Genomic DNA, 16,637 nt, shown 5'->3' with positions numbered 1-16,637 from the left:
CCCGCAGCGCGACTATCCCATGTCAATGCCAGCCATCATGACAGAATTGGCATTTTCCTGCACTACGGCACTATTCTTTTCCACTCGCCCGCAACAACGCCTCCACGGCGCGGCCGATCTGCAACACTGTATCGTCGGCGCCGGCCAGGCCGCAGATGCCCAGGCCCACGGGCAGCTCGCCGTCGGCATGGCAAGGCAGCGACAGCGCGCAGCCGTCGAGGAAGTTGATCACGCTGGCGTTGCGCAGCACCAGGCCGTTCGTGGCAAAGAAGGTGGCGTCGTCCGCTTCCAGCGGCGCGAGCTGCGGCGCCAGAATGGCCACGCTGGGCATCAGCCAGGCGTCGAACGGCGCCAGGCGCTGTTTCGCGATGGCGATCAGGCGTGCGCGCGCATCGAGCACGTCGATGTAGTCCGCCGCGCCCTGCTGCTGGCCGCGGCGGATACGCGCCGCCACGCGCTGGTCGTACTGTGCGCCCTTCTCTTCCAGTAACGCCCTGTGCCAGTGCCAGGCTTCCGCCGCCACCAGGCCGCCGCCGCCATTGATCGTCGGCAGCTCCAGCAATTCGGGAAAGTCAAACCGTTCCACCAGGGCGCCGGCTTGCCGCAGCTTGTCCAGCGCGGCGTCGAAAGCCTGCTGCACCTGCGGCTCCACGTGCGTACCGACGTAGTCCAGGGTAAAGCCGAAGCGCAGGCCTTTCAATGCCGGCGCCTGCGCGCCGATGTCATGGCCCGACAGCGCTGCGTACAAAATGGCGCAGCAATCGACACTGTGTGCGATGGGCCCGGCCGAGTCGAGGGAGCGCGACAAGGGTACCGTGCCGGCCAGCGACACGCAAGCTGCCGTCGGCTTGAAGCCGGTCAGGCCGCAAAAGGCGGACGGGATGCGGATCGAGCCGCCCGTATCCGTGCCCAGCGCGCCCGCCGCCATGTCCAACGCCACCGTGACGGCCCCGCCCGAGGTGGAGCCGCCCGCCACGCGCGCGCCGTCGTGCGGATTGCGCGGCGTGCCGTAATGGGGATTCAAGCCCAGGCCGGAAAATGCAAATTCGCTCATGTTGGTGCGCCCCAGCAGGATGGCGCCGGCCGCGCGCAGGCGCGCCACGGCAAGCGCATCGGCCACGGCGGGCGGCGCGCCGGCCAGCGCCAGCGAGGCGGCGCTGCTGGTTTGCCCCTTGACGTCGAACAGGTCCTTGATCGAAATGGGGATGCCGGCCAAGGGCGAGGCAACGATGCCGGCGGCGCGCGCCGCATCGCTGGCCCGCGCTTCCATCAGCGCCTGTTCGCCATCGAGGCTGACATAGGCAAAACCGCCCTGCGCCCGGTGCGCCTCGGCGCGCGCCAGCATCTGCTGCGTCAATGCCACGCTGGTGATGCGGTTGGCGGCCAGGTCGGCCGCCAGTTCCCTTATCGTCTTCTTGCCAGTCACATCCATGCTGCCTCCCCCGATTTCCCAGGCATGCATCTTACCGGATGCCAGCGGCATGGTCGCCGCCCTGTCAGCCGGCCAGGAAGTCGAGCAGGGTCAGGGCGACGATCTTGCTGGCCTTGCGCAAATCATCGAGCGCCAGGCGCTCGTCGGCCTTCTTCGCGTTCGACTCGGGCACCGTGCGCGGGCCGGCGCCATACAGCACGGCGGGGATGCCCCGCTCGCCATACAGGCGCGCATCGGCATACAGGGGCGTGCCGACGGCGGGTATCGTCTCGCCGAGGATGGCTTGCGCATTCTTTTGCAGGCTGCCGACCAGCTGCTCGGAACCGGGCAAGGGCCGCAGCGCATGCGACAGCAGCAGGCGGCGGATCTCGATGCGGATGCCGGGCTCGCCCCGCACGGCGTCTTCGATCAGCGCGCGTACCTGCGCTTCCACCGCCACCGGATCTTCCTCCGGGATCATGCGGCGGTCCATCTTCATGACGACCTTGCCCGGCACCACATTCGTATTCGTGCCGCCGTCGATGCGGCCCACCAGCATGGTGGGCGAGTCGATGCCGGCAACTTTCGATTTGATCTTCTTCAGTTCCGGCAACTGGCCGTAAATGGCGTTAAGGATCTTGTTGGCCGCCTGCAGCGCATCGTGGCCCGTTTCCGGCATGGAGCCATGTCCCGCCTTGCCGTGCACGGTGATCTCCAGCTGCAGGCAGGCGTTGTGCGCCGTGACGATGCCGTAGCTGAAACCGGCGGCGATGACGAAATCGGGCTTCGTCAGCTGCTGTTCCAGCAGCCAGCCCGGCCCCAGCAAGCCGCCGAATTCCTCGTCGTAGGTAAAATGCAGTTCCAGCTGCCCCTTCAGGGGTATGCCCAGCGCTTCGAGGGCGCGCGCGGCAAACACATAGGTGGCGAAATCGCCTTTCGACACGGCCGTCGCGCGGCCGTAGATATAGCCGCCGTCGATCTGGCCGCCGTATGGCGGATACGTCCAGTTGTCGCCGGGCGGCACCACGTCGCCATGCGCATTCAGGGCCACCGTCGGTCCGCCTGCCGCATACGGCCGGCGCACGATCAGGTTGGTGATGCTCTGCATGCCGTACGCTTCGACCTGGTCCGCTGGCACGGCATGCTGTTCGGCGTTCCAGCCATACGCCTGCAGCAGTTGCGCGACCAGCTCCGCATGGGGCGCGTTGTTGCCGGGCGGCGTATCCGTCGGCTGCTGCACCACCTGCTGTAAAAAGGCGACCTCCTCATCGAAGTGGTCATCGATCCAGGCCGTGATTTTTTCCGCTTGCGTAGTCATTTCTCTCCTTGCATGGTCTGTTGCAGCCAGGCGCCCAGTTCACTGCGCTCGGCGTCGGTCATATTCGTCAGGTTCCCGATCGGCATGGCCTTCAATTCGATGGCCTGCTTGTAGATTTGCGCCGCGTGCTGGCGAATCTCCGTTTCATTATCCAGCATCATGCCGGCCGGCGCCGTGGCGAAACCCGCTTGCGTTGGCTGTGCCGAATGGCAGGTGGCGCAGCGCTGGGCGATGATGGCATGCACGGCCACGAATTGCGCTGCCGGGTCCACCGCCGGCGCGGTCGCCGCGACCACGGGTGCCTTGGGCGCGATGGCCACGGCCACGCCCACCAGCAGGGCCACGCCGAGGGCCGGATAGCGCCACTCGACACGGCCCTTGTGACGCAGGTTGAAGAAGTGGCGGATGAAGACGCCGGCTGCCATGATCAGCGCCAGCACCAGCCAGGCATGGTCGTTGCGGTAGGTCATCGCGTAGTGGTTGCTGATCATGATGAACAGCACGGGCAACGTAAAATAATTGTTATGCACGCTGCGCTGCTTGGCTTTCAGGCCATGTTCGGGATCGGGCAGCTTGCCGGCGGCCATGGCTTCGACCATCTTGCGCTGGCCGGGAATGATCAGCATCAGCACATTGGCCACCATGATGGTGCCTATCATGGCGCCCACGTGGATGTAGGCGGCGCGCCCGCTGAGCAAATGCGTGAGCACGTACGCGGCGCCGACGATCAGCGCAAACACCGTCACGCCGAACCACAGTTCATATTGCGCCAGCTTCGAGCGGCACAGCAGGTCGTACACGGTCCAGCCGATGACGAGGGTGGCGATGCCGATGCCGACGGCCTGGCCGCTGCTGATATCGGCCACGGCCTTGTCGATCATCATGGCCTGCGCATTGAAATAGTAGGCGATGGTCAGCAGCGCAAAACCGGACAGCCAGGTGGAATACGCTTCCCACTTGAACCAGTGCAACTCTTTCGGCAGTTCGGCAGGCGCCACCAGGTATTTCTGCGGATTGTAGAAGCCGCCGCCATGCACGGCCCACAGTTCGCCCGAGACGCCTTTCTTCGCCAGCTCGGAGCCGGGTGCGGGCGGACGTATGGAATTGTCGAGCCAGACGAAATAAAAGGAAGCGCCGATCCAGGCGATGCCCGTGATGACGTGCAACCAGCGGACGATCAGGTTCAGCCATTCAAGGCCATACGGGATCAGGTAAGCGAAGACTTCCATACATTTCCTTGAGTCAGACTGAACCAATATTCATGCCAATCTACACAAGATAAACGGATTTGCCGCCCGCCACATGAAAACTATCGTATATTTGACATATTCAAATTGATATACAACAAAGCCGCCGCCACATGTCCAGCCTGCCGCAACACCTCGACCTGCACCTGATCCGCATCCTTTACCTGCTGCTGGTGGAAAAGAATGTCTCGCGCGTGGCGCTCAAACTCAATCAGCCGCAGCCGTCGATTTCCGCCTCCCTGCGCAAGCTGCGCGAATTGACGGGCGACCCGCTGCTGGTGCGCGGCGCGCGCGGCATGGTGCCGACCCAGCACGGCGAAAGCCTGCTCAATCCGGCCAAGCGCATCCTCGACCAGACGGAAAGCCTGTTCGTCAAGAAGACGCCGTTCGTGGCGCAGGAAGAAGCGCGCACCTTCCATATCGCCGCGCCCGATTACCTGGACAGCCAGTTCCTGCCCAACGTCGTGGCCTTGCTGCGCCGCGGTTCGCCGAAAAGCCGCGTCGTGCTGCATAGCCTGGGGCCGGGCATCGACCATATCCGCCAGCTCTCCGACGGCGGCCTGGACCTGGTGATCGCCAACTGGGACGAGCCGCCCGCCCATCTGCACATCTCGAAGCTGTTCGAAGACCCCATCATCTGCGCCATGCATGCGGAAAACGCCTATGCCCGCCGCACGGCCAGCGATGCCATGACCCTCGACGATTATCTGAGCCTGCCCCATGTGGCGCCGTCGCAGATGATGCCCGGCTACCACGGCGTGATCGACTCCTTCCTCGAGCGGCAGAACCTGCAGCGCAACGTGGTGGTGGAATCGGCGTATTTCGGCCTGATTCCCTACATGCTGACGCAGACGGACCTGGTACTGACGACGGGGCGGCAATTCATGCGCTTCTATGAAAAGACCCTGCCGCTGAAAACGTACACCGTCCCCCTGAAATTCCCGCCAATGCGTTTTTACCAGCTGTGGCACCAGCGCGTGCACCAGGCGCCCGAACACAAATGGCTGCGCGACCAGGTCAGCGCGGCCGCCAAGGCGCTGGTGCAGCGATAGCCGCTATCAGCGCGCGCATATAATGGATGCCGGAACAGGGCGCTATCATCACCGCTTGCATGATCGGAAAACCATGACCACCCTTTCAGACCTGAACGCCGGCAGCCAGGCCGATTTTATCGCGCACTTGCATGGCATCTACGAACACTCGCCCTGGATACCCCTGCGCGCGGCTGCCGCCCGGCCGTTTGCCAGCCTGACGGCCCTCAAGACGGCGCTGCAGCGCGTGCTGGCGCAAGCCTCGCCCGAAGAGCAGCTGGGCCTGATCCGCGCCCACCCTGAACTGGCCGGCAAGGCCGCCATCGCAGGCCAGCTGACGGCGGAATCGACGCGCGAACAGGCCAAGTCCGGCCTGAACCTGTGCAGCCCCGAGGAATTTGCCACCCTGCAACACCTCAACAGCGAATACAACGCCAAGTTCGGCTTTCCCTTCATCCTGGCCGTCAAAGGGCCGACCGGTGAAGGCTTGACGCGGCAGGACATCATCGCCACGTTTGCGCGGCGCCTGAAGAACCGGCGCGCCGACGAACTGGCCGAGTCGCTGCGGCAAATCAAGCGCATCGCCGAACTGCGCCTGAACGAGCTGTTCGACGTACGCCTGGAGTTTGGCCCAGCCATCATGCAGCAGGCGGAAACCCTGGCCGGCTGGAGCGACAGCGATTACAACCTGACCTGCGCCTACCTGACGCCGGCGCACCGCAAAACGGCGGCGCAGCTTGCCGACTGGATGCGGGACGCAGGCATGCAGGTGGAGATCGACGCCGTCGGCAATGTCGTCGGCCGCTATCTGTCCGACAATTCCGGCGCCAAAACCCTGATGACGGGATCGCACTACGACACCGTGCGCAACGGCGGCAAGTACGATGGCCGCCTGGGCATCGTGCTGCCGATCGCCGTCGTGCGCCACCTGCACGAACGGGGCGAAAAGCTGCCGTTTCATTTCGAGGTCGTCGGCTTCGCCGAGGAGGAAGGCGTGCGCTTCAAGAGCACCTTCCTCGGCAGCACGGCCGTCACGGGCAAGTTCGACCTGTCGCTGCTGGAACAGCGTGATGCGGACGGCGTGAGCATGCGCGAGGCGCTGGCCGCTGCCGGCCACGAAGCGGCGGCCATCAGCGCCATCGCGCGCGATGCCAGCGACTTGCTTGGCTATGTGGAGGTGCATATCGAACAGGGCCCGGTGCTGCTGGAGCGCGACCTGCCGCTGGGCATCGTCACGGCGATCGCCGGCAGCTCGCGCTACCTGGTCAATCTTCGTGGCGTGGCCAGCCATGCGGGCACCACGCCCATGAGCATGCGCAAGGATGCGGCCAGCGCGGCGGCCGAAATCATCCTTCTGGTGGAGCAGCGTTGCAGCCAGGGCGAGGCACTGGTAGGCACAGTGGGCCAACTGAACGTGCCCAACGGCTCCGTCAACGTGATCGCCGGTGCCTGCACGCTGTCGCTCGACATCCGCGCGGCCAGCGATGCGGTACGCCAGGCTGCCGTCGACGATATTCTCGATGGCATCGCCGCCGTCTGCGCGCGGCGCCAGATCGACTACCAGCTGGAACTGCTGCTGTCGGCGCGCGCGGCGCCATGCGCGCCATGGTTGATGGCGCAGCTGGCGCAAGCCGTGGAATCCGTCGGCATCGCACCGTATGCGCTGCTGTCGGGCGCCGGCCACGACGCCATGGCCATGGCCGCCATCACCGACGTGGCGATGCTGTTTACCCGCTGCGGCAATGGCGGTATCAGCCACAACCCGCTGGAAACCATGACGGCCGACGACGCCGATATCGCGGCGCAGGCGCTGCTGGCGTTCCTGCGCAACTTCCAAGCCAAGCCCGCGCTGGCTTGAGCGCCATGGACAAGGCCGTCGAACTACGGCGCAGCAAGCGCCTGGCACTGTCCTTCCTGCTGGCCGCCAGCGTCCTGTTTGTCGTCACGGCCTGCCTGCCGCGCAGCCTGTTGGTCGATGCATTGAAAGCGGTGTCGGAGGCGGCCATGGTCGGCGCGCTGGCCGACTGGTTCGCCGTCACCGCCCTGTTCCGCAAAATTCCCATCCCCTTCATTTCACGCCATACGAACATCATCCCCAGGGAAAAAGACAGGATTGCCGTCAATCTGGCCACCTTCGTCCGGGACAAGTTCCTCGATACGGCATCGCTGCTGGCCCTGATCGAGAAGCACGATCCGGCCAGGATGATAGGTGAATGGCTGACGGCACCGGCCAATACCAGCCTGCTGGGCAGCTACCTGACAAAGCTGCTGGGTACAGCTCTGGACATGACGGACGACGAGCGCATACGGCCCTTCATGAAAAAGGCGTTCGACGCGGCGCTCGACAAGGTAGACCTGTCGCAATCGGCAGCAGCGTTGCTGGAAGCGCTGACGGCCGACGGACGCCACCAGGCCCTGCTCGACGATATCATCGACAAGCTGGTGACGGTGATGCGCGAACCGCACAGTCGCGAGCTGATTGCCGACAGCATCATCAGCTGGCTCAAAACGGAACATCCACGCAAGGAAAAGGTCCTGCCGACATCATGGCTGGGGGAGCATGGCGCGGAACTGATCGCCGGCGCCCTCGACGCCACCTTGCGCCGCATTGCCCAGGATCCCGCTCACCAGCTCAGACACAAGGTCGACGAGGCCATGCAACAGCTGGTCTTGCGCCTGAAAACCGATCCCGCCTTTCTCGCGCGGGGCGAAGCGATCCGCGCGCAGCTGCAGAATGACACGCTGCTGACGCAGTATCTGTACGGCCTGTGGGAGCAATTGCGCTCCTGGCTGAAACGCGATCTCGAATCCAGCGACTCCGTGCTGCATGCGCGAGTCGCCGGCATGGGCGCCTGGATCGGCAGGGAGCTGGCGCACAACGCGCAGTTGCGCGCCTCGCTCAATGAACGGATGCAGGATGCGGCTCGCTCCATGGCCCCCGATTTTGCGCAGTTCCTCACGCGCCACATCGGCGACACCGTCAAGAACTGGGACCCACAGGATATGTCGCGCCAAATCGAACTACAGATCGGCAAGGATCTGCAATACATCCGCATCAATGGCACTATCGTGGGCGGCGCCATCGGCCTGCTGCTGTTTGGCAGCTCGCAGCTGATCGCGCTGCTACGCGCAATGTAACGCTTAAACGACCACGGCCCGCTCCAGCATCGCATGCAGCAGCACATTGCAGCCCGCTTCCAGGTGCTCGGGCCTGGCATCTTCGATTTCATTGTGGCTGATGCCGTCCTTGCACGGCACGAAGATCATGCCGGCTGGCGCCAGCCTGGCAGCGTAGATGGCGTCGTGGCCGGCGCCGGACACCACGTCCATCACGGAGTAGCCGAGTTTTTCAGTCGCATTGCGCACGGCGCCCACGCAGTCGGGGTGGAACGGGCATGGCGGGTAATAGGACACCCTTTCCAGTGAAATTCCCAAGCCTGTTTTTTCGCGCGTGGCGTCGATGAAAGCCGTGATCTCGCCATGCATGGTATTGAGCAGTTCGTCGTTCACGTTGCGCAGGTCGATGCTGAACTTGACCTCGCCGGGGATCACGTTGCGGCTGTTCGGGAAGACCTGCACCATACCCACCGTGCCGCGCCCGTACGGCGGGTAGCGGTTGGCAATGGCGACGACTTCCTGCATGATGGTGGTGGCCACCTGCAGCGCATCCTTGCGCAAGCCCATGGGCGTGGGACCGGCATGCGCTTCCATGCCCGTCACCACGCAGTCGTACCACGACAGGCCCATCACGGCCGGCACCACGCCGATGATTTTATCGGCGTCTTCCAGCACGGGTCCCTGCTCGATATGCGTTTCAAAATAGGCGCCGATGGGATGGTCGCCCGGCACCTGCTCACCCTTGTATCCGATGCGCGCCAGCTCCTCGCCCACGGTCTTGCCTTCCGTGTCCTTGGCTGCATACGCCGTCTCGAGCGAGAAGGCGCCGCAAAATACGCCCGAGCCCATCATCACCGGCACGAAGCGCGAACCTTCCTCGTTGGTCCAGAAGGCCACCTCGATCGGCGATCGCGTCTTGATCTTCAGATCGTTCAGGGTGCGTACCACTTCCAGGCCCGCCAGCACGCCGTAATTGCCGTCGAACTTGCCGCCCGTGGGCTGCGTATCGATGTGGCTGCCCGTCATCACGGGCGGCAAGGTATTGTCGGTGCCGTCGCGGCGCATGAAGACATTGCCGATCTGGTCGATCGTGATGCTCATGCCCGCCTCCCTGCCCCAGCGCACCACCAGGTCGCGGCCTTCCTTGTCGAGGTCCGTCAGGGCCAGGCGCTTGACGCCGCCCTTCGCCGTCGCGCCGATACGCGCCAGTTCCATCAGGGCCGCCCACAACCGTTCGCCATTGATGCGTAGATCATCCATTATTGTCTCCTGAATTCATGCGGTGGTGGCGGTAAACGCCGGGCGTTCGATATAGCGCCCTGCACCCTCGACGGCCGTCAGTTCGCCCTGGTGGAACACCACCTTGCCGGCGGCAATCGTGGTGCGGGGAATGCCGCGCACGGTGCGCCCTTCGAAGACGTTGAAGCCCCCTTTGGCGAACTGCGTGGCGGCGGAAATGGTGCGCGTGCCTTGCGGGTCCCACAGCACGATGTCGGCATCGCTGCCTGCGGCGATGACGCCCTTGCGTGGATACATATTGAAGATTTGCGCCGCATTGGTCGATGACACCTTGACGAATTCGGACGGCGTGAGCATGCCGGAATTGACGCCCGCATCCCACACGACGGCCATGCGTTCCTCGACGCCGCCGCAGCCGTTCGGGATGCGCGTAAAGTCGTTCTTGCCGGCCCCCTTCTGCTCGGCGCAAAAGGTGCAGTGGTCGGTGGCCGTCGTGTGCAAGTTGCCGCTTTGCAGGCCGTGCCACAAGGCCGCCTGATGGTGCTTGCCGCGGAACGGCGGGCTCATGACGTGGCCCGCCACATAATCGAAATCGTCGCTCTGATAGACGCTGTCGTCGATCACCAGGTGGCCCGCCAACGCTTCGCCATACACGCGCTGGCCGTTGGCGCGCGCGCGCGTGATGGCGTCGAGCGACTCGGCGCACGAAACGTGCACGATGTACACGGGGGTATTCAAGACATTGGCGATGGCGATGGCGCGGTTGGCCGCCTCGGCTTCCACGGCCGGTGGGCGCGACAGCGGATGCGCCTGCGGCCCGGTAATCCCCTTCTTCAGCAAGGCTTGCTGCAATTGAAAAACCAGCTCGCCATTCTCCGCATGCACAGTGGGCAGCGCTCCCAGTTCCAGCGAGCGGGTAAAGCTCTTCACCAGGGTTTCATCATCGGCCATGATGGCGTTTTTATAGGCCATGAAGTGCTTGAAACTGTTCACGCCATGCTCACGCACGAGGATGCCCATCTCTTCATGTACCTGTTCGCTCCACCAGGTGATCGCCACGTGGAAGGTGTAGTCGCCGGCCGCCTTGGCCGACCACGCGCGCCACTGGTGATACGCCTCGATCAGCGATTGCTTCGGCGCGGGGATAACGAAGTCCATGATGGTGGTGGTGCCGCCCGCCAGTCCCGCCGCCGTGCCCGTGAAAAAATCGTCGGCCGTCACGGTACCCATGAAAGGGAGGTTCATGTGCGTATGCGTGTCTATCCCGCCCGGCATCACGTACAGGCCGCCCGCGTCGATCACGGTAGCGCCGGCCGGCAGCGCCAGATTCTCGCCGACGGCGGCGATGGTGTCGCCCTCGATCAGCACATCGGCGCGAAACGCGCGGTCGGCGTTGACGACGGTCCCTCCACGTATCAGTATGGTCATCTTGTCTCCTTCTCGAAAAGATCAGGACTGCGGCGCCTGCTGCGCGTGCGCCACCACTTTGCCCTTCATCATGACGCCGTAAACGACCGCGGCGATGGCCACGCCCACGAACCAGGCATAGGTGTAGACGGCTTTGAAGCCTTCGCCCACGCCGGGAAACGCCGTGGGAAAGGCTGCGTTCAAAAAGCCCGGGATATTCGGCAGCACGGCGATGACAAAGGCGATCAACGCCGCCATGTTCCAGCCACTGCCGTACGAGTAGACGCCATCGTCGCGGTACAACTGCCTGACGTCGAGCTGCGTCTTGCGCACAAAGTAATAGTCGACGATGAGGATGCCGGCGATGGGGCCCAGCAGGGCCGAGTAGCCGATCAGCCAGGTAAAGATATAGCCCTGCGTCGATTCAAGCACCTTCCACGGCATCATGACGATGGCGATGAAGGCCGTGATGTAGCCCCCCATCTTGTACGAAATCTGCTTCGGCGCCAGCGAGGAAAAGTCGTAGGCCGGCCCCACCAGGTTGGCCGCCAGGTTGACGCTGACGGTGTCGATCAGGAGGATGATCAGCGCGATCAGCACGGCGGCGCCCGTCATGCGGCTGGCCAGGTCGACGGGGTCCCAGATGGCCTTGCCGTACATGACGACCGAACCGGCGGTAACGATCACGGCCAGCATGGCCAGCAATCCCATGGGCACGGGCAGGCCGACCGACTGGCCCACGATCTGGTCGCGCTGCGTCTTGGCGAAACGCGTGAAGTCGGGAATGTTCAAGGCCAAGGTGGCCCAGAACCCCACCATGGCGGTGAGCGACGGCCAGAAGACGCTCCAGAACTGGCCCGCCTTCTTGCCGCCGGGGATGAATTGCGATGGCTGGTCCAGCAGGCTGGCGACGCCGCCGGCCTTGCTGTGCACCCAGTACAGCAGCACGAAGCAGATGAGGATTTTCAGCGGCGCCGTATAGGTTTCGAGTTTACGAATCGATTCCATGCCGTGCAGGATGTAATAAAACTGGATGGCCCAAAAGGCCAGGAAGCACAGCAACTGGCTGCCGTTGATGCCCAGGCCCGCTATCTTCTCGCCGCCCAGTTCATGCCCCATCAGCACGCCCATCAGGGTGTAGATCATCTGCCCGCCGAACCAGGTCTGGATGCCATACCAGCCGCAGGCGACAATGGCGCGCATCAGCGCGGGCAGGCGCGCGCCCATGGTGCCGAACGAGGCGCGCGCCAGCACCGCATACGGAATGCCGTACTTGGTGCCCGCATGACCGATCAGCAGCATCGGCAAGAGCACAATGGCGTTGGCGAGAAATACCGTGAGCACGGCCTGGTAACCGGACATGCCGCTGTCGATCAGGCTGGCCGACAGGGTGTAGGCGGGAATGCACATCACCATGCCCACCCACAGCGCGGCAAAGTGATACCAGCGCCAGGTGCGCTGCGCCGCCGTGGTGGGCGCCAGGTCTTCATTCCAGAGTTGCGTGTTGCCTGAATAGTCGTGGTTCACAGGGATGCTCCATCGGTTGGGAGGTTGGGCGTTTTAGAAACGGCTGCGGCCTAGCTTACTGCAAAGTTAGGCAACTGTTTATAAAATATGCGTACGCAAGAAGCGTGCCCTATGCCGTCTCCGCCAACGCTCTTGGGTTGCGTGGATCCTGAGTCCAGTTCATGTACGGCTTGCCTGTCGTCTGCGGCACCATCGTGATGCACCCCTGCACCGGACAGGTGATTTCGCACAGGTTGCAGCCTACGCATTCCTCCTTGATCACTTCATATGTGCGCATGCCGGCGGCGTCGATCAGTTGCGCAATCGACTGGTGCGACGTGTCTTCGCAAGCCACATAACACTTGCCGCATTTGATGCAGTCGTCCTGGTTAATCTGTGCGATCACCTGGTAATTCATGTCCAGGTATTTCCAGTCCGTCATGTTGGCCACGGCCTTGCCGGAAAAATCGCTGATGCGTGCATAGCCCTTCTCGTCCATCCAGCGCGACAGCCCATCCTTCATCTCTTCGACGATGCGGAAACCATGCAGCATGGCGGCCGTGCACACCTGCACGCAGCCGGCGCCCAGGGCGATGAATTCGGCCGCATCACGCCAGTTGCCGATGCCGCCGATGCCGGAAATGGGCAAGCCCCGCGTCTGCGGATCGCGGGCGATTTCCGCCACCATGTTCAGGGCGATGGGTTTCACGGCCGCGCCGCAATAGCCGCCGTGCGTGCTGGCGCCGCCCACGATGGGCAAGGCCACCATGCGGTCCAGGTCCAGCGAGGTGATGGAATTGATGGTGTTGATCAGCGAGACGGCGTCCGCGCCGCCCGCCTTGGCCGCGCGCGCCGGCATGCGCACGTCCGTGATGTTGGGTGTGAGCTTGACGATGACGGGTAACTTGCTGTGTTTCTTGCACCAGGCGGTGACCATCTGCACGTACTCGGGCACCTGGCCCACGGCCGCTCCCATGCCCCGTTCCGGCATGCCGTGCGGGCAGCCGAAATTGAGCTCGATGCCGTCCGCCCCCGTCGCCTCGACCTTCGGCAAAATATCGGCCCAGTAGTGCTCTTCGCAGGGCAGCATCAGGGAGACGATCATGGCGCGGTCGGGCCAATCCTTTTTCACTTGCGTGATTTCGCGCAGGTTGATCTCCAGCGAACGGTCGGTGATCAGCTCGATGTTATTGAAGCCGACCACTTCGCGGTTCTTGCCGTACAGGGCGGAATAGCGCGACGAGACGTTGACGGCGGCAGGGTCTTCACCGAGCGTTTTCCACACGACGCCGCCCCACCCCGCCTCGAAGGCGCGCACCACGTTATACGCCTTGTCGGTCGGTGGCGCTGATGCCAGCCAGAAGGGATTCGGCGCCTTGATGCCGCAAAATTCGATGCTGAGATCAGCCATTATGCAGCCTCCACTTTATTCAACAAATCGGAATGAATGGCCAGTGCGGCCAGCTTGCCATGCTGGACGGCCTGCACCGTCAAGTCCTGCCCCGGCGCCACGCAGTCGCCGCCCGCATAGATCCCCGGCAGCACCGTGCGAAAGCCTGCGTCGACGCCGATCTTGTCGCCTTCGCGCTGCAGCAATGACGCCATCGGGTCATCCAGCACCTGCGTATCGAGGCTCTGGCCGATGGCCTTGAAGATGGCGTCGGCCGCCACGTCGAACGTTTCGCCCGTGCCCGCCAGGCGCGTACCCTCCATCCGCGTTTTCTCGAAACGCATGCCCGCCACCTTGCCCTCGCTATCGAGCAGCACCTGCTGCGGCTGGGCCCACGTCAGCATGCGCACCTGGTTGGCCTTGGCGATCTCCTGTTCATGGTGGGTGGCCGTCATGGCGTCGAAGCCGCGCCGGTACACCAGGGTGACTTCCTCGGCGCCCAGGCGCTGGATCTGCACGGCCATGTCGATGGCCGTATTGCCGGCGCCAATCACGATGGCCCGTTTCGGCACGGGCAGCGCGGCCAGATCGTCCGCCTGGCGCAGCGCGCCGATATAGTCGACGGCGGCCAGCAATCCCGGCGCCTCCTCGCCCGTCAAGCCCAGCTCGCGGCTGGCGCCCAGGCCCAGGCCGAGGAAGACGGCGTCGTACTGCGCATGCAGGTCGCGCAGCTGCAGGTTCTCGCCCAGCGCCTGGCGACATCGGATGGTGATGCCGCCTACGCCCAGCAGGAAGTCGATTTCCTTTTGCGCGAAATCGTCCGTCAGCTTGTACTTGGCGATGCCGTATTCATTCAAGCCGCCCGCCTTGCCTTCCTTTTCAAAGATCACCACGTCGTGGCCCAGCATGGCCAGGCGGTGCGCGCACGACAGGCCCGCCGGCCCCGCGCCGACGATGGCGACGGTCTTGCCCGTGCTTGCCGCCCGTTTGAACGGGTGGCCGGCAAAGTGCATGTGGTCGACGGCGTAGCGCTGCAAGAGGCCGATCTTGACGGGCTGGCCTTCGGCGTCATGGTTGCGCACGCAGACATCTTCGCACAGGATTTCCGTCGGGCAGACGCGCGCGCAGCTGCCGCCCAGGATGTTCTGTTTCAGGATGCCGGCGGCGGCGCCGTTGATGTTCTTGTCGTGGATATTGCGGATGAAGCTGGCCACGTCGATTTCCGACGGACAGATGCGGCTGCACGGTGCGTCGTAGCAATACAGGCAGCGGGCGCTTTCGATGGCGGCCTGGCGTGCGCTCAAGGGAGGCGCCAGGTCCGTAAAGTGGCCCGCCAATTCATCACTGGGCAGCGCGGAATGCGGTAAATAGTTCAGGGACTCGATCATCGCGGTTTCCTTTTTTTGTGCGGCCGATGTTGAATGTAAAACCCTTACTTCATCTGGGGAAAAGCAAATTCCACACCAGCGCTTGCCGTGTTCGGCCAGCGCTGCATCACGGCCTTGTGGCGCGTGTAGAAACGCACGCCTTCGGGGCCATACGCGTGGTGGTCGCCGAACATGCTGCGCTTCCAGCCGCCAAAGCTGTTGAAGGCCATCGGCACGGGCAAGGGGACGTTGACGCCCACCATGCCGACCTGGATCTGGCGCACGAATTCGCGCGCCACGCCGCCGTCGCGCGTGTAGATGGCCACGCCGTTGCCATACTCGTTGGCGTTGATCAGCTCCACCGCCTGCACCACGTCAGGACACCGCAGCACGCACAGCACGGGGCCGAAAATCTCTTCCTTGTAGATGCGCATGTCGCGCGTGACGTGGTCAAATAACGTACCGCCGACAAAGAAGCCGTTCTCGCGGCCCGCCACCACATGGTTGCGTCCATCGACCACCAAAGTCGCGCCCTGCTCCACGCCGGAGGCGATCAGTTTTTCGATGCGCTGCTTGGCCGCCAGCGACACGACCGGTCCCATTTCCGCACCATCTTCCATGCCGTCGCGCACTTTCAGTGCGGCCGTGCGCGTTGCCAGTGCATCGATCAACTTGTCGCCCGCGTCGCCCACGGCCACCACGACGGAGATCGCCATGCAGCGTTCGCCCGCCGAACCGTAGGCCGCGCCGATCAGCGCGTCGACCGTCATCTCCATGTCCGCGTCGGGCATCACCACCATGTGGTTCTTCGCGCCGCCCAAGGCTTGCACGCGCTTGCCGCTGGCGCTGCCGCGTGCATAGATGTATTCGGCGATCGGCGTCGAGCCGACAAAGCTGATCGCCTGCACCACGGGGTGGTCAAGCAGGGCATCGACCGTCACTTTATCTCCCTGCACCACGTTGAAGACGCCGTCGGGTAAACCTGCATCCTTGAGCAATTTCGCGTGCAGCAGCGAGGCCGACGGATCGCGCTCGGACGGTTTCAAGACGAAGGTATTGCCGCAGGCAATCGCCACCGGGAACATCCACATCGGCACCATCACGGGAAAATTAAATGGCGTGATGCCGGCCACCACGCCCAGCGCCTGGCGCATGGACCAGGCATCGATGCCGCGCGAAATCTGGTCCGTGAATTCGCCTTTCAGCAGTTGCGGTATGCCGACGGCAAACTCCACCATCTCGATACCGCGCGCCACTTCGCCCTGGGCATCGGCAAAGGTCTTGCCATGCTCACGCGTGAGCATGGCGGCAAATTCGTCCGTGTGCTGCTGGCACAGCTGCAGGTAGCGGAACAGGACCCTGGCACGCGTCAGCGGCGGCGTGGCCGACCACGAGGGGAAGGCGGCGGCGGCAGCCTGCACGGCCGCGTCCACGTCTTCCACGGTGCCCAGCGCCACGCGCGCCACGGGTTCGCCCAGTGCCGGGTTGTACACGTCGCCGTAGCGGCCGCTTTGCGTGTCGACTTTGGCGCCGTTGATGTAGTGGGTGATGGTGTCGAGGTTGTTCATTGGTTTTCCATTTTTAAACCCAGAGGCAAAGACTGG

Annotated in this window: 12 protein-coding genes; 3 read left to right on the top strand and 9 right to left on the bottom strand. The window is 63.8% G+C overall.

Translation table 11 applies throughout. From position 1 onward, the window contains the following. Positions 1 to 70: 70 nt before the first annotated feature. The 3 genes from CBW50_RS08490 to CBW50_RS08480 form a co-directional block, all read right to left on the bottom strand. The gene (locus tag CBW50_RS08490) at positions 71 to 1,432 is read right to left on the bottom strand and encodes an amidase (protein ID WP_086145169.1); all 1,362 of its coding nucleotides are present in this window, start codon (positions 1,430 to 1,432) and stop codon (positions 71 to 73) included. 64 nt (positions 1,433 to 1,496) lie between these two features. Further along, positions 1,497 to 2,729, bottom strand: coding sequence for a M20/M25/M40 family metallo-hydrolase (locus CBW50_RS08485; RefSeq protein WP_086145129.1), 1,233 nt, complete (start codon positions 2,727 to 2,729; stop codon positions 1,497 to 1,499). Next, positions 2,726 to 3,958, bottom strand: a complete 1,233-nt coding sequence (locus CBW50_RS08480) for a urate hydroxylase PuuD (protein WP_086145128.1) — start codon at positions 3,956 to 3,958, stop codon at positions 2,726 to 2,728. Before CBW50_RS08480 ends, CBW50_RS08485 begins: the two co-directional genes overlap by 4 nt. A 131-nt stretch (positions 3,959 to 4,089) precedes the next feature. Here CBW50_RS08480 and CBW50_RS08475 point away from each other — a divergent pair, with 131 nt between their 5' ends. The 3 genes from CBW50_RS08475 to CBW50_RS08465 all read left to right on the top strand — a co-directional run bounded on the left by CBW50_RS08475 (position 4,090) and on the right by CBW50_RS08465 (position 8,145). Then, positions 4,090 to 5,028 (top strand): LysR family transcriptional regulator, encoded by a 939-nt coding sequence (locus tag CBW50_RS08475; RefSeq protein ID WP_034754583.1) that lies wholly within the window; start codon positions 4,090 to 4,092, stop codon positions 5,026 to 5,028. Positions 5,029 to 5,101: 73 nt separating this feature from the next. Continuing rightward, positions 5,102 to 6,865 carry an allantoate amidohydrolase gene (locus CBW50_RS08470; protein WP_086145127.1) on the top strand — a complete coding sequence of 588 codons (1,764 nt, stop codon included), beginning with the start codon at positions 5,102 to 5,104 and terminating at the stop codon, positions 6,863 to 6,865. A 5-nt stretch (positions 6,866 to 6,870) separates the two neighbouring features. Then, on the top strand, positions 6,871 to 8,145 hold the full coding sequence (locus CBW50_RS08465; protein ID WP_086145126.1) for a DUF445 family protein: 1,275 nt from the start codon (positions 6,871 to 6,873) through the stop codon (positions 8,143 to 8,145). A 3-nt stretch (positions 8,146 to 8,148) separates the two neighbouring features. Here CBW50_RS08465 and CBW50_RS08460 read toward each other — a convergent pair whose 3' ends face one another. The 6 genes from CBW50_RS08460 to CBW50_RS08435 form a co-directional block, all read right to left on the bottom strand. Beyond that, positions 8,149 to 9,384, bottom strand: coding sequence for a Zn-dependent hydrolase (locus tag CBW50_RS08460; protein WP_086145125.1), 1,236 nt, complete (start codon positions 9,382 to 9,384; stop codon positions 8,149 to 8,151). Positions 9,385 to 9,399: 15 nt separating this feature from the next. After that, positions 9,400 to 10,791: a dihydropyrimidinase gene (gene hydA, locus CBW50_RS08455; protein WP_086145124.1), complete on the bottom strand. Its 1,392-nt coding sequence runs from the start codon at positions 10,789 to 10,791 to the stop codon at positions 9,400 to 9,402. A 21-nt stretch (positions 10,792 to 10,812) separates the two neighbouring features. After that, positions 10,813 to 12,297, bottom strand: coding sequence for an NCS1 family nucleobase:cation symporter-1 (locus tag CBW50_RS08450; RefSeq protein WP_086145123.1), 1,485 nt, complete (start codon positions 12,295 to 12,297; stop codon positions 10,813 to 10,815). 109 nt (positions 12,298 to 12,406) lie between these two features. Further along, complete coding sequence (gene preA / locus CBW50_RS08445; protein WP_216356326.1) at positions 12,407 to 13,687, bottom strand: NAD-dependent dihydropyrimidine dehydrogenase subunit PreA; 1,281 nt, start codon at positions 13,685 to 13,687, stop codon at positions 12,407 to 12,409. Beyond that, positions 13,687 to 15,054 carry an NAD(P)-dependent oxidoreductase gene (locus tag CBW50_RS08440; RefSeq protein ID WP_086145121.1) on the bottom strand — a complete coding sequence of 456 codons (1,368 nt, stop codon included), beginning with the start codon at positions 15,052 to 15,054 and terminating at the stop codon, positions 13,687 to 13,689. The genes preA and CBW50_RS08440 overlap by 1 nt, the downstream gene beginning before the upstream one ends. 44 nt (positions 15,055 to 15,098) lie before the next feature. Continuing rightward, a complete protein-coding gene (locus CBW50_RS08435) occupies positions 15,099 to 16,601 on the bottom strand; it encodes a CoA-acylating methylmalonate-semialdehyde dehydrogenase (RefSeq protein ID WP_086145120.1) in 1,503 nt (500 codons plus the stop codon). Between the last annotated feature and the right edge of the window lie 36 nt (positions 16,602 to 16,637).

The organism is Janthinobacterium sp. GW458P, assembly GCF_002127585.1.
Lineage (GTDB): Bacteria > Pseudomonadota > Gammaproteobacteria > Burkholderiales > Burkholderiaceae_D > Janthinobacterium.
Note: the sequence above shows the minus strand (reverse complement) of the source record. Positions and strands in the feature narration are given on the sequence as shown.

Coding starts and splice junctions, on each gene's coding strand:
- CBW50_RS08490 (WP_086145169.1), bottom strand. CDS start 1,432: ATGGATGTGACTGGCAAGAAGACGATAAGGGAACTGGCGGCCGACCTG.
- CBW50_RS08485 (WP_086145129.1), bottom strand. CDS start 2,729: ATGACTACGCAAGCGGAAAAAATCACGGCCTGGATCGATGACCACTTC.
- CBW50_RS08480 (WP_086145128.1), bottom strand. CDS start 3,958: ATGGAAGTCTTCGCTTACCTGATCCCGTATGGCCTTGAATGGCTGAAC.
- CBW50_RS08475 (WP_034754583.1), top strand. CDS start 4,090: ATGTCCAGCCTGCCGCAACACCTCGACCTGCACCTGATCCGCATCCTT.
- CBW50_RS08470 (WP_086145127.1), top strand. CDS start 5,102: ATGACCACCCTTTCAGACCTGAACGCCGGCAGCCAGGCCGATTTTATC.
- CBW50_RS08465 (WP_086145126.1), top strand. CDS start 6,871: ATGGACAAGGCCGTCGAACTACGGCGCAGCAAGCGCCTGGCACTGTCC.
- CBW50_RS08460 (WP_086145125.1), bottom strand. CDS start 9,384: ATGGATGATCTACGCATCAATGGCGAACGGTTGTGGGCGGCCCTGATG.
- hydA (WP_086145124.1), bottom strand. CDS start 10,791: ATGACCATACTGATACGTGGAGGGACCGTCGTCAACGCCGACCGCGCG.
- preA (WP_216356326.1), bottom strand. CDS start 13,687: ATGGCTGATCTCAGCATCGAATTTTGCGGCATCAAGGCGCCGAATCCC.
- CBW50_RS08440 (WP_086145121.1), bottom strand. CDS start 15,054: ATGATCGAGTCCCTGAACTATTTACCGCATTCCGCGCTGCCCAGTGAT.
- CBW50_RS08435 (WP_086145120.1), bottom strand. CDS start 16,601: ATGAACAACCTCGACACCATCACCCACTACATCAACGGCGCCAAAGTC.